At 66.3% G+C, this 21803-nt stretch carries 20 protein-coding genes; 6 read left to right on the top strand and 14 right to left on the bottom strand.

Features of this window, described 5'->3' with window-relative positions; genetic code table 11:
• Positions 1 to 21 precede the first annotated feature (21 nt).
• The 4 genes from hemF to clpS form a co-directional block, all read right to left on the bottom strand.
• Positions 22 to 912, bottom strand: a complete 891-nt coding sequence (gene hemF, locus LCM32_RS01445) for an oxygen-dependent coproporphyrinogen oxidase (RefSeq protein WP_224819278.1) — start codon at positions 910 to 912, stop codon at positions 22 to 24.
• A gap of 309 nt (positions 913 to 1221) precedes the next feature.
• Positions 1222 to 2022, bottom strand: coding sequence for an SDR family NAD(P)-dependent oxidoreductase (locus LCM32_RS01440; protein WP_224819277.1), 801 nt, complete (start codon positions 2020 to 2022; stop codon positions 1222 to 1224).
• A gap of 26 nt (positions 2023 to 2048) precedes the next feature.
• Entirely contained in the window at positions 2049 to 3050 is a 1002-nt protein-coding gene (locus tag LCM32_RS01435; protein ID WP_224819276.1) for a class I SAM-dependent methyltransferase, read from the bottom strand.
• 10 nt (positions 3051 to 3060) lie between these two features.
• Positions 3061 to 3381, bottom strand: coding sequence for an ATP-dependent Clp protease adapter ClpS (clpS, locus tag LCM32_RS01430; RefSeq protein WP_224819275.1), 321 nt, complete (start codon positions 3379 to 3381; stop codon positions 3061 to 3063).
• A gap of 119 nt (positions 3382 to 3500) precedes the next feature.
• Here clpS and LCM32_RS01425 point away from each other — a divergent pair, with 119 nt between their 5' ends.
• The 4 genes from LCM32_RS01425 to LCM32_RS01410 all read left to right on the top strand — a co-directional run bounded on the left by LCM32_RS01425 (position 3501) and on the right by LCM32_RS01410 (position 8342).
• Positions 3501 to 4202: an HAD family hydrolase gene (locus tag LCM32_RS01425; protein WP_224819274.1), complete on the top strand. Its 702-nt coding sequence runs from the start codon at positions 3501 to 3503 to the stop codon at positions 4200 to 4202.
• Positions 4203 to 4635: 433 nt separating this feature from the next.
• Positions 4636 to 5958 carry a D-alanyl-D-alanine carboxypeptidase family protein gene (locus tag LCM32_RS01420; protein ID WP_412070656.1) on the top strand — a complete coding sequence of 441 codons (1323 nt, stop codon included), beginning with the start codon at positions 4636 to 4638 and terminating at the stop codon, positions 5956 to 5958.
• A 180-nt stretch (positions 5959 to 6138) separates the two neighbouring features.
• On the top strand, positions 6139 to 6813 hold the full coding sequence (locus tag LCM32_RS01415; protein WP_224819272.1) for an SDR family NAD(P)-dependent oxidoreductase: 675 nt from the start codon (positions 6139 to 6141) through the stop codon (positions 6811 to 6813).
• Positions 6807 to 8342, top strand: coding sequence for a cryptochrome/photolyase family protein (locus LCM32_RS01410; RefSeq protein WP_224819271.1), 1536 nt, complete (start codon positions 6807 to 6809; stop codon positions 8340 to 8342). Before LCM32_RS01415 ends, LCM32_RS01410 begins: the two co-directional genes overlap by 7 nt.
• An 87-nt stretch (positions 8343 to 8429) precedes the next feature.
• On the opposite strand, the gene LCM32_RS01405 is transcribed toward LCM32_RS01410, so the two are convergent.
• The 10 genes from LCM32_RS01405 to ccoN all read right to left on the bottom strand — a co-directional run bounded on the left by LCM32_RS01405 (position 8430) and on the right by ccoN (position 20073).
• On the bottom strand, positions 8430 to 10721 hold the full coding sequence (locus tag LCM32_RS01405) for an arginine/lysine/ornithine decarboxylase (RefSeq protein WP_224819270.1): 2292 nt from the start codon (positions 10719 to 10721) through the stop codon (positions 8430 to 8432).
• Between the two features lie 126 nt (positions 10722 to 10847).
• Positions 10848 to 11006, bottom strand: a complete 159-nt coding sequence (gene ccoS, locus LCM32_RS01400; protein ID WP_222491905.1) for a cbb3-type cytochrome oxidase assembly protein CcoS — start codon at positions 11004 to 11006, stop codon at positions 10848 to 10850.
• Positions 11007 to 11010: 4 nt separating this feature from the next.
• On the bottom strand, positions 11011 to 13200 hold the full coding sequence (locus LCM32_RS01395; RefSeq protein ID WP_224819269.1) for a heavy metal translocating P-type ATPase: 2190 nt from the start codon (positions 13198 to 13200) through the stop codon (positions 11011 to 11013).
• Between the two features lie 4 nt (positions 13201 to 13204).
• Positions 13205 to 13684: a FixH family protein gene (locus LCM32_RS01390; protein ID WP_224819268.1), complete on the bottom strand. Its 480-nt coding sequence runs from the start codon at positions 13682 to 13684 to the stop codon at positions 13205 to 13207.
• A 1-nt stretch (position 13685) separates the two neighbouring features.
• On the bottom strand, positions 13686 to 15122 hold the full coding sequence (gene ccoG / locus LCM32_RS01385; protein ID WP_224819267.1) for a cytochrome c oxidase accessory protein CcoG: 1437 nt from the start codon (positions 15120 to 15122) through the stop codon (positions 13686 to 13688).
• A 97-nt stretch (positions 15123 to 15219) separates the two neighbouring features.
• Positions 15220 to 16143 (bottom strand): LysR family transcriptional regulator, encoded by a 924-nt coding sequence (locus tag LCM32_RS01380; protein WP_224819266.1) that lies wholly within the window; start codon positions 16141 to 16143, stop codon positions 15220 to 15222.
• A gap of 518 nt (positions 16144 to 16661) precedes the next feature.
• A complete protein-coding gene (ccoP, locus tag LCM32_RS01375) occupies positions 16662 to 17522 on the bottom strand; it encodes a cytochrome-c oxidase, cbb3-type subunit III (RefSeq protein WP_224819265.1) in 861 nt (286 codons plus the stop codon).
• A 1-nt stretch (position 17523) separates the two neighbouring features.
• On the bottom strand, positions 17524 to 17718 hold the full coding sequence (locus tag LCM32_RS01370) for a cbb3-type cytochrome c oxidase subunit 3 (protein ID WP_224819264.1): 195 nt from the start codon (positions 17716 to 17718) through the stop codon (positions 17524 to 17526).
• 12 nt (positions 17719 to 17730) lie between these two features.
• Positions 17731 to 18456 carry a cytochrome-c oxidase, cbb3-type subunit II gene (ccoO, locus tag LCM32_RS01365; protein WP_224819263.1) on the bottom strand — a complete coding sequence of 242 codons (726 nt, stop codon included), beginning with the start codon at positions 18454 to 18456 and terminating at the stop codon, positions 17731 to 17733.
• A 12-nt stretch (positions 18457 to 18468) separates the two neighbouring features.
• Positions 18469 to 20073, bottom strand: coding sequence for a cytochrome-c oxidase, cbb3-type subunit I (ccoN, locus tag LCM32_RS01360; protein ID WP_224819262.1), 1605 nt, complete (start codon positions 20071 to 20073; stop codon positions 18469 to 18471).
• Between the two features lie 214 nt (positions 20074 to 20287).
• Here ccoN and LCM32_RS01355 point away from each other — a divergent pair, with 214 nt between their 5' ends.
• Together LCM32_RS01355 and LCM32_RS01350 are read left to right on the top strand one after the other, a co-directional pair.
• A complete protein-coding gene (locus LCM32_RS01355; RefSeq protein ID WP_224819261.1) occupies positions 20288 to 21127 on the top strand; it encodes a universal stress protein in 840 nt (279 codons plus the stop codon).
• A gap of 159 nt (positions 21128 to 21286) precedes the next feature.
• On the top strand, positions 21287 to 21763 hold the full coding sequence (locus LCM32_RS01350) for a GNAT family N-acetyltransferase (protein WP_224819260.1): 477 nt from the start codon (positions 21287 to 21289) through the stop codon (positions 21761 to 21763).
• The last annotated feature ends 40 nt before the right edge of the window (positions 21764 to 21803 follow it).

Below are 21803 nucleotides of genomic sequence, written 5' to 3'. Positions count from 1 at the left end.
GCGATCAGCGCTGTGGCCGGATCAGATCCACTTTGCCAGCGGCGGCAGGGACATCAGCACGGCATTCGCGTCGTGCCCGGTCTCCAGCCCGAACTTGGTGCCGCGGTCGTAGACGAGGTTGTACTCGGCATAGAGACCGCGATGGACCAGTTGCGCCTCCTTGTCGGCCTCGGTCCAGGGCAGGGTCCGGTTGCGCTCGGTCAGGGGAACAAAGGCGGGCAGGAAGGCCCGGCCCACGTCCTGGATGAAGCTAAAATCCGCCTCCCAGTCGCCGGTGCAGTAATCGTCGAGGAAGATGCCCCCCACCCCGCGCGCCCGGTGGCGGTGCGGGATGTAGAAATACTCGTCCGCCCAGTCCTTGAAGCGCGGGTAGAGATCGGCGCCATGGGGATCGCAATGGGCCTTCTGCACGGCATGGAAGTGTGCGGTGTCCTCGGCCTTCTCAAGGCAGGGGTTCAGGTCCGATCCGCCGCCGAACCACCAGCCGTGGGGGGTCCAGAACATGCGGGTGTTCATGTGGACCGCCGGGCAATGCGGGTTCTGCATATGGGCGACGAGGCTGATGCCCGAGGCCCAGAACCGCGGATCGTCGGTCATCCCGGGCAGGCCCTTGCGCGCGGCCATCGCCGCCTGCGCCCGGTCGCCCAGCGTGCCGTAGACGGTGGAGACGTTGACGCCGACCTTCTCGAAGACGCGGCCGCCGCGCATGACGCTCATCAGCCCGCCGCCCGCATCGCCGCCATCCGCAGCGGCACGCTTGGTGGGCGTCACCTCGAAGCGCCCCGCCGGACGGTCGCTGAACGGGCCCTCGGTCTGGCTGTCCTCCAGCCCTTCGAAGGCGGCGACGATCTCGTCGCGCAGGGTGCGGAACCACTGGCTGGCGCGGGTCTTCTGGTCTTGCATCTCGGTCATCTGGGCCTCCGGTTGGCACGGGAGGTATCAGGTGGCGGAAGGTCAGGCCAGATGCGAAACGCCGCGGGGGGTGTTGGGTCCGCTGCGTGCGGGGCGTTGCCTGATGCGAACGCCGGCGATCTACCACGTAGGGCAGCGCCGTCCCGCGGGGTGGCGCAATAGCGCCGCCCCAGGGGGGCGGGCCGGCGCTGCCCGGCCTAAGGCCGGGCGGGTCGTCAGTGGATATGGCCGGGAAATCAGCAGACGTAGATTACTTCCGGATACACGACATCCACCGCGCTCAATCCGTCTGTCCCTACCCGCCCCGGCTCAGTGCGCGGGCACGTCCACCGGGTCGAGCAGCGTGCGGCCGCCGTCGACCGTCATGATCTGGCCGGTCATGAAGCCCGAGGCCTCGGAGGCGAGATACTGCACCGCTTCGGCCAGTTCCCCCGGCGAGGCGATCCGTGCAAGCGGCGTCGCCTCTTCGATCGTCTCGCGATATTCGCTGTTGTCCTTCAGCGTCGTCTTCAGGCTGGCCGACATGACCGAGCCGAAGGCCACCGCGTTCACGCGGATGCGGTGCGGCGCAAGCGCCACCGCCATCGAGCGGGTCATCTGGTCCAGCGCCGCGGTCGAGACCGAATAGGCCATCAGGTCCGGATGGGTCCGCCGCGCGGCGATGGACGAGATGTTCACGATCGCCCCCGCGCTGCCCTCTTCCTCGCCCTCGGACTGCTTGATCATCCGCTTGGCGATCAACTGCGTCAGGCGCAGCGAGGTGATCAGGTTCTGCTGCAGCAGGGTCTGCACCGCGTCGTCATCCGGGTTCAGCGGATCGGCGGGCAGGCACTGGCGGGCGCCGTTCACGAGGATGTCCACCTTCTCGAAGGCGTCGATCGTGGCCGACAGCAGGTTCGCGATGGTCAGCTTCTCGCGCAGGTCGCCCGCGAAGTAGCGCACGTTCTCGATGCTGCCATTCTCGCCCAGTTCCTCGCGCAGACGGTCCTCGTCCACATCCGCAAAGACGACATTGGCGCCCCGGTCGGCGAAGTGCTTGCCGATGGCGAAGCCGATCCCGTTGGCGGCCCCGGTCACGATGGCAGTCTTGCCGGCAATCGAAAATGACATGCGTATTCCTTTCGCAGCGCGTCCGGTCAGGCTAGGCGATCAACGCGCCACTGACGAGATGGGTTCGACGCCATCAGTATCTTGAAGCGCGAATTGCCCGCGATCTCGGCCGTTTCGCCGAAATGCGCAGTGAGGGTGGCCTCATAGGGCAAATGTCGGTTGGCCACCAGCCACAGACGCCCCCGCGGGGCCAGCAGCCGCGCGGCGGACTGGATGAAGCGGCGCCCCAGATCGGGATCGGCCGCGCGCGAGGTGTGGAACGGCGGGTTCATCACCACGGCATCCAGCCGGGCGGGCGCCTGCCACGCGGTGGCGTCCGCCCAGTGGAAATGGGCCCGCGGGTCGTCGATATTGCGCCGGGCACACTCCAGCGCGGCGTGATCCGCCTCGACCAGATGCAGGTCCCGGACGCCTTTGAGCTGAAGGATGCGTGCCGAGAGGTAGCCCCAACCCGCGCCGAGGTCCGCGACCTGCGCCCCGATCTCGGCGGGCAGGCTGTCGGCCAGCAATTGCGAGGCCGGGTCGATCCCGTCAGCCGAGAAGACCCCCGCCCGGGTGACGAAACCGCCCTCAAGCTCGGTCTCGCCCGCGCCGGCCCAGTCGGCGAAATCGCCGCCTTCGAACCAGAAGAGCTTGCCGTGGGCCTTGTTCACCGGCCCGTAGACATCGGCCCGCTTGCGGCAGGCCTTCAGCAGGCTGTCCACGCCATCGGACTTCAGCCCGTCCACGATCACCGGCCCCTCGGTCAGGGCGGCGGCCTGTGCGATCAGGCCCTGCGCCAGCGCCTTGGCCCGCGGCAGGCAGACCAGCGCGGCGGCATAGGGCCCCTCGGGCGCGGTCGCGCAGTCATAGCCCTGCGCGCGCAGCGCGGCATGGTCGGGGTAGAACCCGGTGATGAGATGCAGGCGCGCCTTGGGCAACGCCGAGAGGTCGTGATCCGCGCGCGGCGCGAACACGGCGATACGCCCGACGTCCGGCAGGACAAGCCCACCCTCGTCGAGCGCGAGAGACAAACGCAGCCCCGTCATGGCCGGTGGCCTATTCCTTTTCCATGGTGCATTGCAGCGGATGCTGGTGACGGCGTGCAAAGTCCATCACCTGCGCGACCTTGGTCTCGGCGATCTCGTGACTGAACACGCCGACCACGGCCACGCCCTTCTTGTGCACGGTCAGCATGACCTCGAAAGCCTGCGCGTGGGTCATGCCGAAGAAACGTTCCAGCACGGCCACGACGAATTCCATCGGCGTGTAATCGTCGTTGAGCAGAAGCACCTTGTAGAGCGGCGGCCGCTTGGTCTTCGGCCGCGTCTCGACCACGACCGAGGTGCCGTTGTCATCCTGGTCCTTGTTCGTCGACATGCTGAAGCGCCGTCCCGTCGCCATTGCGTTCGATGCTGTGAAAGAGGTATCCGCCATGACGAGTGTATATAACCTTGCCGCCCTGCGAGAAAAGAGGGCCGCAGCGGGAGCCGGGGACAATGTCGCAGAAATTGACCACGATCGCCTTCGATGCGGATGACACGCTCTGGCACAACGAGCGGTTCTTCCAGCTCACGCAGGAGCGATTCGCGGATCTGCTGGCAGAGTACGCCGAGCGCGACCACCTCGCGGACCGGCTGCTTGCGGCGGAACGGCGTAACCTCGGACACTATGGATTCGGCATCAAGGGCTTCGTCCTGTCGATGATCGAGACCGCCATCGAGGTGACCGATGAAAAGGTGCCCGCCTCGGTCATCTCTGAGCTCATCGCCGCCGGGCAGGAGATGCTGCAGCACCCCATCGAACTGCTGCCCCACGCACGGGACGCGGTGGAGGCACTGGCCGAGGACTACACCATCCTGCTGATCACCAAGGGCGACCTGCTGGATCAGGAACGCAAGCTGGCGCAATCCGGCCTGGGCGAGCTCTTCGACGGGGTCGAGATCGTCTCGGACAAGACCGAGCCGGTCTATCGCGAAATCTTCCGGCGCCATGGGGTCGCGCCGGAGTGCGCGATGATGATCGGGAACTCGCTGAAGTCCGACGTGCTGCCTGTGCTCGATGCGGGCGGCTGGGGCACCTATGTGCCCCACGGCGTCACTTGGGCGCTGGAACATGCCGAGGAACCGATGGGCCGCGCGCGCTATGGCAAGCTCGACGATCTGGGCGGCCTGCCCGCCCTCATTGCCGGGATCGGCTGACCTCTCGCTGCGTCACCGGCCTCTCGGCCCGGTGAGATGCACAAGATGCACGCAGAAGAAGAGCTGTATACAGTTGATTCTCGGGTGCAGACGCGGGATTGCAGCGCTGCAAAGCGACATATTCTCGCCACAATTGCCCATGTAGTGTGCATCTTTTTCCTGACCCACCACATCTCGGCGATTGTCATACAAACGTGATCCTGCCGACATGAAATCACTGCTTTGTGCATGTTGGACGCATGTGTTACGCTGAAGTTAATAAAATGACCGTGCAGAACGCACGGCACCGAGAGGCAGCAAAACAAAGGCAAGAACCGTGACGGCACGGCCATATAGCGCAGTCCGCCTGGGACTGCTCCTCCCGATCCTGTTCCTCGCGCTGATCGCGCTGACGCCCCGGCAGGCCGCCGCGGCGCCCTATGCAGATCTGGTCATGGACGCCAGAACAGGCGAAATTCTCCACTCCACAAACGCGGATGCGCGGCTGCACCCGGCCTCGCTCACCAAGATGATGACGCTCTACATCGCCTTCCAGGCGGTGGAGCATGGCGAGATCTCGATGGACACCGTGGTGCGCGTCTCGCGCAACGCCGCCGCCGAGCCCCCGTCCAAGCTGGGCCTCGTCGAAGGCCAGCGGATCAAGCTGCGCTACCTCGTGCGCGCCGCAGCGGTGAAATCGGCGAATGACGCCGCCACCGCCATCGGCGAGGCGATCGAGGGCTCCGAGGCGGCCTTTGCCCGGCGGATGAACCGCACGGCGCAGGCCCTCGGCATGACGCGGACGACGTTCAAGAATGCCAACGGCCTGACCGAGGCCGGGCACCTCTCGACCGCCCGCGACATGACCACGCTGGGGCGCCATCTGCTGTACGACTTCCCCGACTACTACAACCTCTTCAGCCGCAAGACGGCCGATGCCGGGGTCAAGCAGGTGAACAACACCAACACCCGGCTGCTGAACGCCTATCGCGGCGCCGACGGGATCAAGACCGGCTACACCCGCGCCGCTGGCTTCAACCTCGTGGCCTCGGCCGAGCGTGGCAACGAACGGATCATCGCCACCGTGTTCGGCGGTCGCTCCACCGCCTCGCGCAATGCCAAGGTGGCGGAGCTGCTGGACCTCGGCTTCCGCCGGGCGCCCTCCAACGCGCCGACCAACAAGCCGAGCGCGCCGAACTACGCCTCCGTTTCCGCCGGCGACATGGCCGGCAAGACGCTGCGCGTCAGCGGCGTCGTGCGCACCTCGCTGCGCCCGCAGGCCCGCCCGGTCACCGCGACCGCGCCGGTCATGGTCGCCATGAAGGACGTGATCGACGAAGCCGTGGCGCAGGTCACCCAGCAAGCCGTTCTGGAAGACGCGATCGAACCCGAAGCCGAGGCCCCTGCCCCGGTGGAGACTGCCGCCGCGGCGCCCACCGCCGTGGTCGCCTCGCTGGTGCCCGAGATGCGCCCCGAGGACCTGATCGAGGACGATGGCCTCGCGGATCAGGAAGTGGTGACGCGGATCTCCACCTCCAGCGGCCGTCACTGGGGCATCAACATCGGGCGCTATGCCAGCGAAGGCCGGGCCGAGCGCGTGCTGCTGCAGACCGCGATCTCCGAGATGTCGACGCTGGAAGGCTCGCTGCGGACCGTGGTGCGCAAGCCCACGGGCTTTGATGCCAACTTCATGGGCCTCTCGCGAGAGGCCGCGGACCTGGCCTGCCGCCGCCTTCAGGCGCGCAACCAGAGCTGCTTCATGATCGGGCCGAGCTGAGGCCCGATCCTTCGGAACAGGATATCTTGCCCGGCCTCTGGCCGGGCTTTTTCTTTGTCCCCTACCCCGCGCCCTCCTCCCCTCTCGTGGAAACCTCCCGCAGCGCCCAGATTCATCTTTCCATTCCCCCCGCAGGCGGCCCCGAGTGAACCTGATCGCGCACCCATGCGTAGTCCCTCCATGGACAGCACACTTCCCGCCCTCATCCTCGGCGCCAGCGGCGGCATCGGCCATGCGCTCGCCGAGACGCTCACCGCCCGCGGCCTCCCCGTCACCCGCCTGTCGCGCAGCGCGGATGGCTTCGACATCACCGATCCCGCCAGCGTGGACCGCCACCTCGGCGCGCTCGACGGCCCCTTCGGGCTGATCCTCTGCGCCACCGGGGCCCTTGCCGCCCCCGGTGACCGGCCCGAGAAATCCCTGCGCGATCTCGACGCCACGGCCATGGCGCAGCAGTTCGCCGTCAATGCCATCGGCCCGGCGCTTGTGCTGAAACATGCCCCGCGCCTCTTGCCCCGCGACCGCAGGGCAGTCTTTGCCGCGCTCTCCGCGCGGGTCGGCTCGATCGGGGACAACGGTCTGGGGGGCTGGTATTCCTACCGCGCGTCCAAGGCGGCGCTGAACCAGCTGATCCACACCGGCGCGATCGAACTGGCCCGCAGCCACCGCCACGCGCTTTGCCTTGCGCTGCACCCCGGCACGGTGGCCACGTCCTTCACGCGCGATTACCGCGGCCGCCACCCGGCAGTCCCGCCGGAGGAGGCCGCCGCCAACCTGCTGGGCGTGATCGACAGCCTCGGGCCGGAGGCCACGGGCGGCTTCTACGACTGGCGCGGCGAGGCAGTGCCATGGTGAGCGATCCGCGCCTCGTGCTGGTGCTGGGCGACCAGCTGAGCCCCGACATCGCCGCCCTGCGGCAGGCGGACAAGGCCCGCGACGTGGTGGTCATGGCCGAGGTCGCCTCGGAAACCGGCTATGTCCCGCACCACCCCAAGAAGATTGCCCTGATCTTCGCCGCCATGCGCCACTTCGCGCAGGAACTGGAGAGTGAGGGTTGGACTGTCCGCTACACCCGCCTCGACGATCCCGACACCGCAGGCTCGATCCCCGGCGAGCTGCTGCGCCGCGCGGAGGAGACGGGCGCCGGAAAGGTGCTGGCCACCGAACCCGGCGAATGGCGGCTGATCGAGGCGCTGCGCGACTGCCCGCTGGAGGTCTCGCTGCTCGAGGATGACCGCTTCTTCGCCCCTCATGCCGCATTCGAGCACTGGGCCGAGGGCCGCAAGGAGCTGCGGATGGAGTATTTCTACCGCCAGATGCGACGCAAGACCGGCTACCTGATGCAGGGCGACAAGCCCGTGGGCGGCAAGTGGAACTACGACCAGCAGAACCGCAAGCGGGCGGAGCCGGACCTCTTCCGCTCTGCCCCCATGCAGTTCACCCCGGACGAGACCACGCAGGAGGTGCTCACCCTCGTGGGCGATCGCTTCGGCCGGAACTTCGGCGATCTCGACGGCTTCCGCTTTGCCGTCACGCGGGGGCAGGCGCGCCGGGCGCTTGCGCATTTCGTGACCCACCAGCTGGCAGGCTTCGGCGATATTCAGGACGCGATGCTGCGCGGCGATCCCTACCTGAACCACTCCCTGCTCTCGGCCTACATGAACATCGGGCTCCTGTCGCCGCGCGAGGTCTGCGACGCGGTGCAGGCGGCGTGGGAGGCGGGCGATGTGCCGCTCAACTCGGCCGAGGGGTATATCCGCCAGATCCTCGGCTGGCGGGAGTACGTGCGCGGGATCTACTTCCTCGAAGGGCCCGACTATCCGCGCCGCAACGCGCTGAACCATCGGCGCGCCCTGCCCCCGGTCTACTGGGGCGCCGAGACGCAGATGACCTGCATGGCCGAGGCCGTGGGCCAGACCAAGACCGAGGCCTATGCCCACCACATCCAGCGCCTGATGGTGACCGGCAACTTTGCCCTCTTGGCAGGGCTCAACCCGGCGGAGGTGCATGAATGGTACCTCAGCGTCTACATCGACGCCTTCGAATGGGTCGAGGCACCCAACACCGTGGGGATGAGCCAGTTCGCCGACGGCGGGGTGATCGCCTCGAAACCCTATGTCTCGTCCGGCAACTACATCTCGAAGATGTCGGATTACTGCGACGGCTGCGCCTATGACGTGAAGACCAAGCAGGGCAAGGGCGCCTGCCCCTTCAACCTGCTCTACTGGGCCTTCCTCGACCGGCAGCGCGACCGCTTCGCCGAGAACCACCGCATGGGCACGATCTATGCCACGTGGGACCGGATGGAGGCGGAGAAGCGCGAGACGATCCTGTCGGAGGCAGCGGCCTTCCTCGACAGGATGAGCGCGGGCGAGACGATCTGAGCCCCCTGCCCCGCCGGAACGGGCAGCCCGCTGCCCCCCAAACGCAAAAGGCCCCCGTCACCGGGGGCCTTCGACCTTTTCAGCAGCTTACTCTGCCACGCAGTCGGCGAAGTAGACCGGACGACCGTCCGCGTCGTGCTCCACCACGAGACCGTGGATATCGGTCTCGAAGCCCGGGCATTTCAGCGCGAACTCGCGGTTGAACCGAAGGTAGTCCACGATCTGCGCATTGAAGACCTCGCCCGGGATCAGCAGGGGAATGCCCGGCGGATAGGGGGTGACGAGGCTGGTGGTGATCCGGCCTTCCAGCTCGTCCACCGGCACCCGCTCGGTCTTGCGCCGGGCGATGCAGGCGAAAGCGTCCGAGGGCGTCATCGCCGGGTGATGTTCGCTGAGGTAGATCTCGGTCGAAAGCCGCGCCACGTCATATTGCGCATAGAGCGTGTGGACGTGCTGGCAAAGGTCCTGAAGCCCCATCTTCTCATAGCGCGGCTGCTTGGCGCAGAACTCCGGCATCACCCGCCAGAGCGGCTGGTTCTTGTCGTAGTCGTCCTTGAACTGCTGCAACGCGGCCAGCAGCGTGTTCCAGCGGCCCTTGGTGATGCCGATGGTGAACATGATGAAGAAGGAATAGAGCCCCGTCTTCTCGACCACCACGCCGTGTTCGGTCAGGTACTTCGACACGATCGAGGCGGGGATGCCGTTCTCCTCGAAGCGGCCGTCGATGTTCAGGCCGGGGGTGATGATCGTGGCCTTGATCGGGTCCAGCATGTTGAAGCCGCGGGCCATGTCGCCGAAGCCGTGCCACGCATCCTCGCCCGAGCTTTCGACGCCTTCGCTGTCGGTCTTCTTCAGTTCCCAGTCGCGGGTGCGGCCCATGCCGTCCTGATTGTGGTCGAAATCCTCGGGGCCCCAGACCTTGAACCACCAGTCGTTGCCGTATTCCTCGTCGACCTTGCGCATGGCGCGGCGGAAGTCGAGCGCCTCGACGATGCTTTCCTCGACCAGCGCGGTGCCGCCCGGGGGCTCCATCATCGCCGCTGCCACATCGCAGGAGGCGATGATCGAATACTGCGGGCTGGTGGAGGTGTGCATCAGGTAGCTCTCGTTGAAGAGCGCCCGGTCGAGCTTGGTCTCTTCCGCGTCCTGCACGAGGACGTGGCTCGCCTGCGAGATGCCCGCCAGCAGCTTGTGCACCGACTGCGTCGCATAGGTCATCGACTTGCGCGTGCGCCCGCGCTTCAACCCCATGGCGTGATAGGTGCCGTAGAACGGGTGGAAGGCCGCATGCGGCAGCCAGGCCTCGTCGAAGTGCAGGTTCTCGACCCAGCCGTCGAGCATGTTCTTGATCTCTTCGGTGTTGTAGAGAACCCCGTCATAGGTCGACTGGGTCAGGGTCATGATCCGGGGCTGCACCGTCTCGGCGTCATAGCCCTCCAGCAGGGGGTTCTCGCGGATCTTGGCCTTGATCGCCTCCGGCTCGAACTCGGAGCGCGGGATCGGCCCGATGATGCCCCAGTGGTTCCGCGTCGGACGCAGGAAGACGGGGATCGCGCCGGTCATGATGATCGAGTGCAGGATCGACTTGTGGCAGTTCCGGTCCACCACGACCACGTCGCCCGGCGCCACGGTGTGGTGCCAGACCATCTTGTTCGAGGTCGAGGTGCCGTTGGTCACGAAGAAGCAGTGATCGGCGTTGAAGATCCGCGCGGCGTTACGCTCGGACGCCCCGATGGCGCCGTTGTGGTCCAGCAGCTGGCCCAGTTCCTCGACCGCGTTGCAGACGTCGGCCCGCAGCATGTTCTCACCGTAGAACTGGTGGTACATCTGGCCGATGGGCGATTTCAGGAAGGCCACGCCGCCCGAATGCCCCGGGCAGTGCCACGAGTAGGAGCCGTCCTCGGCATAATCCAGCAGCGCCTTGAAGAACGGCGGCTGGATGCCTTCGAGGTAGCTCTTGGCCTCGCGGATGATGTGCTTGGCGACGAATTCCGGCGTATCCTCGAACATGTGGATGAAGCCGTGCAGCTCGCGCAGGATGTCGTTGGGCAGGTGCCGCGAAGTCTTGGTCTCACCATAGACGTAGATCGGCACGTCGGCGTTCTTCCAGCGCACTTCCTCGATGAACTGGCGCAGCGAGAGCACGGCCGGATCAAGGTCGGGGCCGGGGCTGAATTCCTCGTCGTCGATGGAGAGAACGAAGGCGCTCGCCCGGCTTTGCTGCTGTGCGAACTGGCTGAGATCACTGTAACCCGTAACGCCGAGCACCTCGAAGCCTTCTTTCTCGATGGCTTCGGCAAGCGCGCGGATACCAAGGCCCGAGGTATTCTCGGACCGGAAATCCTCGTCGATGATCACGATGGGAAAACGGAACTTCATGAGCCTCTCCTCTTGGTCGGCATGGGAAGCCCTATCGTTGTTTCGTCCCCCGCGGTCAACGTCAAGTGCCGCACCCCAGGGGCTGCGGGTCTCTTGCGCAACATCGCCTGTGACAGGCGCGGGCGATCACGGTTTCGGGTGGTCGTCCCATTCGTCCGAAAGGATGCGCCGGGCGTCGCCCTCGGGGTCCTCGTACTGGTTCGACCGCAGCGTGTAGAGGAAGCCGAGCAGCCCAACGCCGCCCAGAAGCAGGGAGATCGGGATCAGCCAGACAAGGATATTCATGGGGCTACCTCAGCCGCAGGGCGTTCAGGGACACAGTGATCGAGGAGGTCGACATGGCGATGGCCGCCACCAGCGGCGTGGCCAGCCCGACGACCGCCAGCGGCACCGCGATGACGTTGTAGAGCGTCGCGATGCGGAAGTTCTCGCGGATGCGGGCCGTGGCCTTCTGCGCGGTCACCAGTGCCTCGGGAATGGGCGAAAGATCGCCGCCCAGCAGGACGATGTCGGAGGCGACGCGCGCCGCATCCAGCGCCGAGGCGGGCGAGATCGACACATGGGCCGTCGTCAGCGCCGCCGTGTCGTTCAGCCCGTCGCCCACCATCAGCACATGGGCCCCCTTCTCCTGCAGCGCGCTCACACGGGCGGCCTTGTCGCCCGGCAGCGCGCCCGCCATCCACTTGCCGATGCCCAGCCGGGTGGCCAGCGCCTCGACCGCCGCGGTGCTGTCGCCCGAGATCAGGATGACCTCCTTGCCCGCCGCCTGCAGCGCCGCCACGGCCTCTGCCGCGCCGGGGCGCAGGGCATCGGTGAAGCGGAAGGCCACCGGGGCCCCCTGCCCCGCGTCGAGGTAGGTCGCGGTGGTGTCGCTTTCGGCGGCGCCCAGCCAGCTGGCCCGGCCAAGCCGCACGATCCGGTCGCCCATGCGGGCCTCGGTGCCATAGCCCGGACGCTCGGTCAGATCGGTGATCCGCGCAGGCGCCAGCCCCATGGCGCGGATCGCCTTGGAGAGCGCCAGCGACAGCGGATGCGAGGAGCCTTCCGCCAGCGCCAGAACCAGTTCCAGCGTGGGCCGGTCGTAGCGGTCGAGGTCGAGCGGCGCAGGCGTGCCTGCGGTCAGCGTGCCGGTCTTGTCGAAGACCACGGTATCGACCTCGGCCAGACGCTCCAGCGCGGTTTCGTGCTTGATCAGCATGCCCCGCTTGAAGAGCCGCCCGCTGGCCGCCGTGGTGACGGCAGGCACCGCAAGACCGAGCGCACAGGGGCAGGTAATGATCAGCACGGCGGCGGCGATGTTGAGCGCGGTGCGCAGGTCGCCGGAGTAGAGCCACCAGCCCACGAAGGCGAGGGCCGAGAGGATGTGCACACCGGGCGCATAGAGCTTGGCCGCGCGGTCCGCCAGCGAGGTGTAGCGTGACCGTCCGGATTCGGCGATGGCCACCAGTTCGGCCATGCGGTGCAGCGAGGTATCGCGGCCCACGGCGGTGGCGCGCACGGTCAGCGGGCCGGTCAGGTTCACTTCGCCCGCGCTGACGCCCTGCCCCGGGGCGGCGAAGACGGGCACCGTCTCGCCGGTCAGCAGCGAGCGGTCCAGCTCCGAACGGCCCTCGGTGATCTCGCCGTCCACGGGCATCCGCCCGCCGGGCCGCACGCGGATCAGGTCACCGGGCCGCAGGGCCGCGACCTCCACCGTCTCGCTGGTGCCGTCGGCCAGCATGCGCTGCGCGCGCGGCACCTCCAGCGCGGCCAGTTCCTCGGCGGCGGAGCGCGCCACGGCGCGAGTGCGGTGATCGAGGTAGCGCCCCGCCAGCAGGAAGAAGGTCAGCGTCAGCGCCGCGTCGAAATAGGCGTGTTCGCCGGACAGCATCGTCTCCCACAGCGAGGTCACGAGGGCGAGCGCGATGGCCAGAGAGATCGGCACATCCATGTTGAGCCGCCCGGCCTTCAGCGCGGTCCACGCATTGCGGAAGAAGGGCTGCCCCGAAAAGGCGATGGTCGGCAGGGTGATCGCCGCGCTGATCCAGTGGAACATGTCGCGGGTCGCATCCTCCGCCCCGGACCAGACCGAGACGGACAGCAGCATCACGTTCATCGAGGCGAAGCCCGCCACCGCCAGCCGCATCAGCAGGTCGCGCCCCGCCCTGTCGGTCTGGGTTGCGGCCAGCGTGCCCGCGTCCAGTTCATGGGCCTCGTAGCCCGCCCGCGCCAGCACCTGCACGAGGTCCTCGGCGCTGACCGCGCCGTCGGTCTCCACGCTGGCCCGTTTGAGCGTCAGGTTGACCCGCGCCGCCGCCACGCCCGGCGCCGCGGCCAACGCGTGTTCCACCGTCGAGATACAGGCCGCGCAATGCACCGCGGGCACGGAGAGCGTGATGTGGGTCTCCCTCAGCGCGCGGGCCTGCCCCTTGGCCAGCGCATCCGCCGCAGGCGCGGCAGAGCAGGCAGGACAAGCAGAGAAGGAGGCGGCCTCGGTCATGATCTCAGCGTTTCACGTGCAGGATGACCCGCTGCTCGAAGAGCGTTCCGTCTTCGGCCAGTGCGGTCATGCGGATGTTCCAGTTGCCCGCGGCCAGATCCAGCGGGGCCTCGTAGGTCTTGCCGTTGAAGGCAAGCACCGGCTCCACGTCGTCCTTCACATGGGTGGCGCGGCCGACCACGGCGTGCAGGTCCTTCACCCGCACCGGCTGACCATCGGCATCGGTGATCGACAGGTGCACCATGCCATCCTGCCAGTCGCCGTAGATCTGCCAGCCAAGCGCCTCCTGCGCCGCGCGGCGGGTGTCGAACTCCTGGCTTGCGACGTAGGAGTTCTTCACCTCCAGCCCCGGGAAGGTCCGGATCGCCTGGGTCGCCATCACCACGTTCACGGTGATGATGATCCCGAAGGCCCCAACGAAGCCCGCCAGCACATGCCAGCCCTTCAGGCGGAAGCCGCTGTCGATCTGGTTCGCGTCGCTCATCTCAGTTCGCCTTTCCGTTGAACACGGTGTCCTTCTCGGCATGTTCGCCGGTCGAGACGTCTTCCACAAGGATCGTCACCTCGGTCCGCTCGGCTTTGGCGGCGGGCGCATCGGGCGCGGCCATGACATAGACCCGTTGCAGCCGGATACTGTCGGCCGGTACCGTGACGACATCGTTTTCGGCGCCTTCCAGCGACAGGGTCATGCCCTGCCCGCCCTCCAGCCAGACCCGGAAATCCCGGTCCTCGCCATGCTTGTTGCGCAGCCGCACATCGTAGGTGTTGCGGATCGTGCCATCCGAGAGGGTCACGAAGATCGGGTTGCGGATCGGGGCCACGGTCATGTCGATGTCGGGCCGCAGGAAGAGCGCCACCACCAGCGCGACGCCGATGCCGGACCAGAGCACGGTATAGAGCATCGTGCGCGGGCGCAGGATATGCTTGATGATCGGGCGCGGCTTGGCGCCTTCGCGCTCGGCCTGTTCGTCGGTCAGCGCCATGTAGTCGATCAGCCCGCGCGGCTTGCCGATCTTTTCCATCACGTCGTCGCAGGCGTCGATGCAGAGCGCGCAGGTGATGCAGGCCAGCTGCTGCCCGTCGCGGATGTCGATGCCCATCGGGCAGACGTTCACGCAGGCATTGCAGTCGATGCAATCGCCCAGCAGTTCCGCGCCTTCGGTCTTGCGATGCTTGCCGCGCGGCTCGCCGCGCCATTCGCGATAGGCGACGGTGATCGTGTCCTCGTCCATCATGGCGGCCTGGATGCGCGGCCAGGGGCAGGCATAGATGCAGATCTGCTCGCGCATGAAGCCGCCGAAGATAAAGGTCGTCGCGGTCAGCACGAGGATCGTGGTGTAGGCGACCGGATGCGCGTTGAAGGTGACGAGGTCCACCAGCAGCGTGGGCGCATCGGTGAAGTAGAACACCCAGGCCCCGCCCGTCGCCATGGCAATGAGGAACCACGTCACCCATTTCGTCACCCGCAGGCGCAGCTTGCGTGCGTCCCATTTCTTCTGACGGTGCAGGCGCAGGCGGGCGTTGCGGTCGCCCTCGATCCAGCGCTCCACGAGGATGAAGAGATCGGTCCAGACGGTCTGCGGGCAGGTATAGCCGCACCAGACCCGGCCAAGTGCCGAGGTGAAGAGGAAGAGACCCAGCCCCGCCATCACCAGAAGGCCCGCGATGAAGTAGAATTCATGCGGCCAGATCTCGATGAAGAAGAAGAAGAACCGGCGGTTGGCAAGGTCCACCAGAACCGCCTGATCGGGCAACTGCGGCCCCCGGTCCCAGCGGATCCACGGCGTCAGGTAATAGATGCCGAGAGTGATCGCCATGATCACCCACTTCAGGTTCCGGAACGTGCCCTTCACGCGCCGGGGGAAGATCGGCTCACGGGCGGTATAAAGACTGTCGGGGGCTTGGGGCTCGGTCGAGGACAAGGAAACACACTCCGGCTGCACATTGGCTGATCGTCTTCTGGCCCGGACAGGGGATCACGGCATTGACTTGGGTCAAATGCGACATTTTCCCGATACCTTAATTGGGCAGGTCGCCACCGCCCGCTGCCGGTTTTTCGGCCCGTCGTGTCTGCGCCCGTGCCTGTGCCTTCAGCCAGCGGGTGAAATCCCGCACCGGGGGGCGGGCCACGCCGGGCCGGGTCACCAGATAATAGCCCTTCTTGCGCCGATCCTCGAAAAGAAGCCGCAAACGGCCGGCGGCGATATCCGCCTCAACGAAGGCCCGGCCCACCACCGCGATGCCCTGACCGTTGCGCGCGGCCTCGATCATCAGGTTGCCCGGGGCCGAGGTGACACCCTTGCTGCGATCAAGCGCCGCACCATGCTCCTCCAGGAAATCCGAGGCCTCGCTGGTGCCCAGTTCCTGCAGCCAGTGAAAGGCCGTCAGCTGCGCCGGGGCGTCATAGGCCCCCTGCCCCACCAGTTCCGGCGCGGCGACGATGGCGATGGAGCTTTCCACCAGCAGCTCCGCCTCCAGCCCAGGCCACGTGCCCGAGCCATAGCGCACGCCCAGGTCGATCCCGCCCGGCTCGATCCGCTTCAGCTCCGGAGAGGGGTCGAGCATCAGCGAGACCCCGGGATGGCGCGCCCGGAAATCCGCAAGCCGCGGCATCAGCCAGCCCGAGGCAAAGGCCGGCGTGGTGGTGATCTGAAGCGGGCGTTCCGCATCCGCCCCAGTCAGCGCCGACACGGTGCGCCCGATCGTGTCGAACCCCTCTGCAAGCGCCAGTGCCAGCGTGCTGCCAGCCGGCGTCAGGGCCCCGCGCCCCGCCTCCCGGTCCAGCAGCGGCAGGCCCATGTGCTCCTCCAGCGCCCGTATCTGCTGGCTGATCGCGGCATGGCTGACGTTCAGCGCCGCCCCCGCGCCGGACATGGTGCCCGCCTCGGCAAAGGCCGCAAAGGCGCGCAGTGCCGTCAGGGGTGGGAGGGAGAGCCAGTCCATTGTAATCTCAGCTTACAGTGCGGAACCATTCCTGATTGGCATTGTGACGCCCCGACCGCGATATTCAAGGCATTCAGCACCCCAACAGGAGACAGACCATGCTCGGCATCTACGCGAAATCTTTCATGACCGCCACGCGGGCCGCCCGCCCCGCCGCTCCGCAGAAGGCCCCCGCACCGCGCCGGGAGGGGGAGCGATGAGCCCGGTCCTCTGGCGCCCGCTCGACGTGGTGGCGGAAGAGGCCCGCCGCCGCTGCCGTTGGCAGAGGGACCAACCACTGCCCCACGAGGCCCGGCCCCACACACGCCTCCAGAAACGCAAATGACCCCACGCGGGGGCCAGTCGTCTCATCCACTGTTCGGAAATATCCCCGCCGGAGGCCTCAAATCTCTTCCGAAACCCGGGGGGATCAAGGGGCAGGCGAATAATGGGCACCGGCCGTTCAGGAAACGCGCGAACAGGACGAACAGGCCGGTGCCACCCCGCGCGAACTGCCCGCGCGGGGTATTCTTGTCAGATCACTCGCCGCCGCCCAGCTGGTGGACGTAGGCTGCCACGGCGCGGATCTGCGCCTCGGTCAGGCGGGCGTTCCAGTTCGGCATGACGCCGAAGCGGGCCTTCTCGACGGTCTCCTTGATGGTGGCGTAGTCGCCGCCATAGAGCCAGATCGCGTCGGTCAGGTTCGGGGCGCCCTGCTCACGGTCGCCGGTGCCGCCTTCCATGTGGCAGGAGACACAGTTCTCCTCGAAGACCACGGCCCCTTCGGAAACCAGCGAGGCATCCTGCGGTTCGCCGCTCAGCGACATGACGTAGTTCACCACGGCGTCGATCTGGGCGTCTTCCAGCAGGTCATCGGTGCCGAAGGCGGGCATCTGCGAGTAGCGCGCATCCGGATCGGTGTCGTTGCGGATACCGTGGGTCACCGTCGTGTGGATCGCCTCAATGTCGCCACCCCAGAGCCAGTCGTCGTCCAGCAGGTTGGGATAACCCACCGCACCGGCCGCGCCAGACCCGTGGCACTGCGCGCACCAAGTCTTGAAGACCGCCGCCCCGGCAGAGACGGCATATTGGTTCAGCTCGGGATCGCCCGCGATCGAGGTCAGCTCGACCGAGGCGAGTTGCTGGTTGATCTGCATGTTGGCCTGATCGACCGCAGCGATGTCCTCGGCCACCTGCCCGCGGGTCGAGAAGCCGAGCACCCCGGGGGTGGCCCCGGTGATCAGCGGCCATGCGGGGAAGGCGATCGTGTAGAGCACCGCCCAGAAGATGCAGGCGTAGAAGGTCCAGAGCCACCAGCGCGGCATCGGGGTGTTGAGTTCTTCGATCCCGTCCCAGCTATGGCCTGTCGTACCGTATTTCTCTTTCAGGTCTTTGCTCATCTCACGCCTCCTTGCGGGCGTTGGCCTCTGCCTGGGCAGGGGCTTTCTCGTGACGGAACGGGATGTTTGCCGTGTCGCGATAGGTCTTCGTGCTTCCCGGACGCAGGACCCAGAGGATCACGCCCACGAAGAACAGGAAGAGCGCCAGCAGCATCCAGCTGTCCGCGAATTCACGGAGAAGGGAATAGAGGTCCATGACGTCTCCTCCTTACCGGCTCGCGTCGGGCGTGAAGGTCGAGAAATCGACCAACGTGCCCAGCATCTGCAGGTAGGCGATCAGCGCATCCATTTCCGTGATGCCGGGTTCGCCGTCGAAGTTGCGGACCTGCGCGCCGGGATAGCGTTCCATCAGCCCGTCGAAGTCGCCCCAGGGATCGGTCTGAACCTTGAAGTCCGCCGAAGCGTTCTCGATCATCTCGTCCGTGTAGGGCACGCCGACAATGCGGTGGGTGCTCATCAGATCGGCCACGTATTCGCCTTCGATCAGCGTGTGGCTGAGGAAGCCGTACTTGGGCATCACCGATTCCGGCACCACCGACTGCGGGTCGGTCAGGTGGTCGACGTGCCACTCGTCCGAGTAGCGGCCGCCCACGCGGGCCAGGTCAGGCCCGGTCCGCTTGGAGCCCCACTGGAACGGGTGGTCGTACATCGACTCCGCCGCCAGCGAGTAGTGACCGTAGCGTTCCACCTCGTCCCGCATCGGCCGGATCATCTGGGAGTGGCAGACATAGCAGCCCTCCCGGATGTAGATGTCCCGGCCGGTGAGTTCGAGCGGGGAGTAGGGGCGCACGCCCTCCACTTCCTCGATCGTGTTCTCAAGGTAGAACAGCGGGGCGATTTCAACGATGCCGCCGATCGTGACCACCGCGAAGGAACAGGCCAGCAGAAGCGTGGCGTTCTTTTCGAGGATTTTATGCTTGTCGAGAATTGCCATCTCTCTCGCTCCTTATTCCGCGGGGACAAGCTGGTTGGTGGCCTCGACCGCCGGGGCCTTGCGGACCGTCAGGTAGAGGTTGATGCACATGATGATCGCACCGGAGATGTAGAGCACCCCGCCCAGACCACGGACCACGTACATCGGGAACTTGGCGGCGACGGTGTCGGCGAAGGAGTTCACGAGGAAGCCGTTCGCATCCACTTCACGCCACATCAGGCCTTCCATGATGCCGGTGACCCACATGGCGGCGGCGTAGAGAACGATGCCGATCGTGGCGAGCCAGAAGTGCCAGGAGACCATGGAGAGGCTGTAGAGCCGTTCGCGGTTCCAGAGCTTGGGCACGAGGAAGTAGAGCGCGCCGAAGGTGATCATGCCGTTCCAGCCAAGTGCGCCGGAGTGGACGTGACCGATGGTCCAGTCGGTGTAGTGCGACAGCGAGTTCACTGCGCGGATCGACATCATCGGGCCTTCGAAGGTGGACATGCCGTAGAAGCCCACTGCGATCACCATCATCCGGATGACCGGGTCGGTGCGCAGCTTGTCCCATGCGCCCGAGAGCGTCATCAGGCCATTGATCATGCCGCCCCAGCTGGGCATCCAGAGCACGACCGAGAACACCATGCCGAGCGTCGAGGCCCAGTCAGGCAGCGCGGTGTAGTGCAGGTGGTGCGGACCGGCCCAGATGTAGATGAAGATCAGGGCCCAGAAGTGGATGATCGACAGCTTGTAGGAATAGACCGGCTTCTCGGCCTGCTTGGGGATGAAGTAATACATCATGCCCAGGAAGCCTGCGGTCAGGAAGAAGCCCACGGCGTTGTGGCCGTACCACCACTGGGTCATGGCGTCCTGCACACCGGCAAAGACCTGCACCGACTTGGAGCCGAAGATCGACACCGGGATGGCAAGATTGTTGACCACGTGCAGCATGGCGACGGTCACGATGAACGAGAGGTAGAACCAGTTCGCCACGTAGATGTGGGGTTCTTTCCGCTTGATGATCGTGCCGAGGAAGACCGCGAGGTAGCACACCCAGACGATGGTCAGCCACCAGTCCACGTACCATTCGGGCTCTGCGTATTCCTTGGACTGGGTCGCGCCGAGGATGTAGCCGGAGGCCGCAAGGACGATGAAGAGGTTGTAGCCCCAGAACACGAACCAGGCGAGGTTACCGCCCCAGAGACGCGTCGCCGAGGTCCGCTGCACCACGTAGAACGAGGTGGCGATCAGGGCGTTGCCCCCGAAGGCGAAAATCACCGCCGACGTGTGCAGAGGCCGCAGGCGCGCGAAGTTCATGTACCCATGCGCCCATTCAAAGTTGAGGCCGGGGAAGGCCAGCTGGAAGGCGATGAAGGTCCCGGCGGCAAAGCCGACGACACCCCAAAGCGCGGTAGCGACAACGCCGTAGCGCACCACCCCGTCCATGTATTCCCCTGAAAGATCGACCTTTTCGACCGGCTCACCGATCTTTCTCACCGTCCACAGGAACAGTCCGCCAGCGACCAGCATGATCGTCAGCGCGTTCACCATGTACGCCAGGTCTCGTGCGAAGTTCGCCGCGATCATCGCCAGAAGCGTGATCAGGCCCAGCACGATGAGCTTGATGTAATTCGTCATAACGCGTCCCTTTGTCCAGCCGCACGCACCCTCCCTCGCGACGAGTCACGAGCACGTGAGGTTCTTTTCAGACTGAGAGCTTAATGCTGGGACCGCCGCCTAACCGCCTTGATCTGCATCAACACTCGCACACCGCATCCTTGACCGGGGTCAATGTCGGGCAGATTAAATGCGCATAGGTTGTGTGAGCAACCTTCGGAAAGGAAGGATTCCCATGGTGTACAAATCTATCTTTACCGCGCTCACGGATAAGGCGCTTGTTAAACCCCTTCTCGAAAAGGCCAGCGCACTGGCCGCCGACTATGGTGCGCATCTCGATGTGCTCTGCCTCGGCGTCGATCGGACGCAGGTCGGATATTACTACGCCGGGGCCTCTGCGGCGGTGATTCAGGAGACCATGGAACGCACCAAGGCCGAGGCCGAGGAGCTGGAAGAGCTCGCCAAGGCCGAACTGACCAAGCTGGGCGGTCGCTGGTCCACTGATTCTGCCGTTGCCCAGTTGGGCGATCTCGGCCGCCATGTCGCCGCCCGCTCGCGCTTCACCGACATCGCCGTGCTGCCCACGCCCTATGGAGAAGGCCGAGGGCTGGAACTGGAACCGGTGGTCGAGGCTGCCATGTTCGACGGCCAGGTGCCGGTGATCGTGGTGCCCGATGCCGCCACGCCCTCGGCCAAGCCCAAGCGCGTCGTCATCGCCTGGAACGAGAGCCGCGAGGCGCTGGATGCGATTCGCGCCGCCCTTCCGATTCTCATCACCGCCGAGAACGTGCACATCACGGTCATCGACCCGCCGGTGCATGGCCCGAACCGCTCCGATCCGGGCGGGATGCTGGCCCAGTACCTGTCCCGTCACGGCATCCACGCCGAAATCGACGTGCTCTCCAAGACGGTGCCGCGCATCTCCGACGTGCTGCGCCGCCACGCCAGCGAGATCGGCGCCGACATGATCGTCATGGGGGCCTACGGCCACTCCCGCTTCCGCGAGGCGATCCTCGGCGGGGCCACGCGTAACATGCTGGAAGAGGCCAATGTGCCGGTCTTCATGTCCCATTGAGCCAGCGGCATCAGGTTTGAACACGCGCGGGGCGGGCCATCTGGTCCGCCCTGCTTGCGTCTAGAGGCCCCCTGTGGACCCTCCCCTTTTTCGGCGCTGGACCTTTGGGGCGCGCCCCTCCCCCGCTAGGCTGCCAGCAGTCCAAGACCGGAGGCCCCCATGTCCCCCCTGCCCGCGTCCCTTCCTGCCGGATTGTCCCTCGCCCGGCCCGCCGACCTGCCCCGCGTGCAGGAGATCGTCGAGGCCGCCTATGCGCCCTGGACCCCGCTCCTCGGCCAGCGGGCGGGGCCGATGGATGACGACTACGCCGCCTTCATCGCCGACGGCCATGCGCTGATCTATCGCCCCGATGGGCGGGAGGTGCTGGGACTACTGGTGCTGATCCCGCAGGCGGATGCCCTGATGCTCGACAACGTGGCGCTCGCGGCGGAGGCCAAGGGCAAGGGCCACGGGCGCATCCTGCTCGACGCGGTGGAGCAGATCGCCCGCGCCATGGGGCGGGACCGCATCCGGCTCTACACCCACGAGAAGATGGCCGCGAATATCGCGATCTACGCCGCCCGCGGCTATGTCGAAACCGCGCGGATCACCGAGAAGGGGCGCAACCGGGTTTACATGGAAAAGGCGCTCGGCTGAGCGCCGCGCGCAGCCCGTCCGGACATGCAAAAGCCGCGGT

The organism is Pseudooceanicola nanhaiensis (assembly GCF_020171315.1).
In the GTDB taxonomy this organism is placed as follows: Bacteria; Pseudomonadota; Alphaproteobacteria; order Rhodobacterales; family Rhodobacteraceae; genus Pseudooceanicola; species Pseudooceanicola nanhaiensis_A.
Note: the sequence above shows the minus strand (reverse complement) of the source record. Positions and strands in the feature narration are given on the sequence as shown.

What these genes read in the sequence shown, in the direction of transcription:
- LCM32_RS01440 (WP_224819277.1), bottom strand. Translation starts at nt 2,022, where the DNA reads ATGTCATTTTCGATTGCCGGCAAGACTGCCATCGTGACCGGGGCCGCC.
- clpS (WP_224819275.1), bottom strand. Translation starts at nt 3,381, where the DNA reads ATGTCGACGAACAAGGACCAGGATGACAACGGCACCTCGGTCGTGGTC.
- LCM32_RS01410 (WP_224819271.1), top strand. Translation starts at nt 6,807, where the DNA reads ATGGTGAGCGATCCGCGCCTCGTGCTGGTGCTGGGCGACCAGCTGAGC.
- LCM32_RS01380 (WP_224819266.1), bottom strand. Translation starts at nt 16,143, where the DNA reads ATGGACTGGCTCTCCCTCCCACCCCTGACGGCACTGCGCGCCTTTGCG.
- LCM32_RS01390 (WP_224819268.1), bottom strand. Translation starts at nt 13,684, where the DNA reads ATGAGCGACGCGAACCAGATCGACAGCGGCTTCCGCCTGAAGGGCTGG.
- ccoP (WP_224819265.1), bottom strand. Translation starts at nt 17,522, where the DNA reads ATGAGCAAAGACCTGAAAGAGAAATACGGTACGACAGGCCATAGCTGG.
- LCM32_RS01405 (WP_224819270.1), bottom strand. Translation starts at nt 10,721, where the DNA reads ATGAAGTTCCGTTTTCCCATCGTGATCATCGACGAGGATTTCCGGTCC.
- ccoN (WP_224819262.1), bottom strand. Translation starts at nt 20,073, where the DNA reads ATGACGAATTACATCAAGCTCATCGTGCTGGGCCTGATCACGCTTCTG.
- LCM32_RS01370 (WP_224819264.1), bottom strand. Translation starts at nt 17,718, where the DNA reads ATGGACCTCTATTCCCTTCTCCGTGAATTCGCGGACAGCTGGATGCTG.
- LCM32_RS01425 (WP_224819274.1), top strand. Translation starts at nt 3,501, where the DNA reads ATGTCGCAGAAATTGACCACGATCGCCTTCGATGCGGATGACACGCTC.
- ccoO (WP_224819263.1), bottom strand. Translation starts at nt 18,456, where the DNA reads ATGGCAATTCTCGACAAGCATAAAATCCTCGAAAAGAACGCCACGCTT.
- hemF (WP_224819278.1), bottom strand. Translation starts at nt 912, where the DNA reads ATGACCGAGATGCAAGACCAGAAGACCCGCGCCAGCCAGTGGTTCCGC.
- LCM32_RS01415 (WP_224819272.1), top strand. Translation starts at nt 6,139, where the DNA reads ATGGACAGCACACTTCCCGCCCTCATCCTCGGCGCCAGCGGCGGCATC.
- LCM32_RS01435 (WP_224819276.1), bottom strand. Translation starts at nt 3,050, where the DNA reads ATGACGGGGCTGCGTTTGTCTCTCGCGCTCGACGAGGGTGGGCTTGTC.
- LCM32_RS01355 (WP_224819261.1), top strand. Translation starts at nt 20,288, where the DNA reads ATGGTGTACAAATCTATCTTTACCGCGCTCACGGATAAGGCGCTTGTT.
- ccoS (WP_222491905.1), bottom strand. Translation starts at nt 11,006, where the DNA reads ATGAATATCCTTGTCTGGCTGATCCCGATCTCCCTGCTTCTGGGCGGC.
- LCM32_RS01350 (WP_224819260.1), top strand. Translation starts at nt 21,287, where the DNA reads ATGTCCCCCCTGCCCGCGTCCCTTCCTGCCGGATTGTCCCTCGCCCGG.
- LCM32_RS01420 (WP_412070656.1), top strand. Translation starts at nt 4,636, where the DNA reads ATGGACGCCAGAACAGGCGAAATTCTCCACTCCACAAACGCGGATGCG.
- LCM32_RS01395 (WP_224819269.1), bottom strand. Translation starts at nt 13,200, where the DNA reads ATGACCGAGGCCGCCTCCTTCTCTGCTTGTCCTGCCTGCTCTGCCGCG.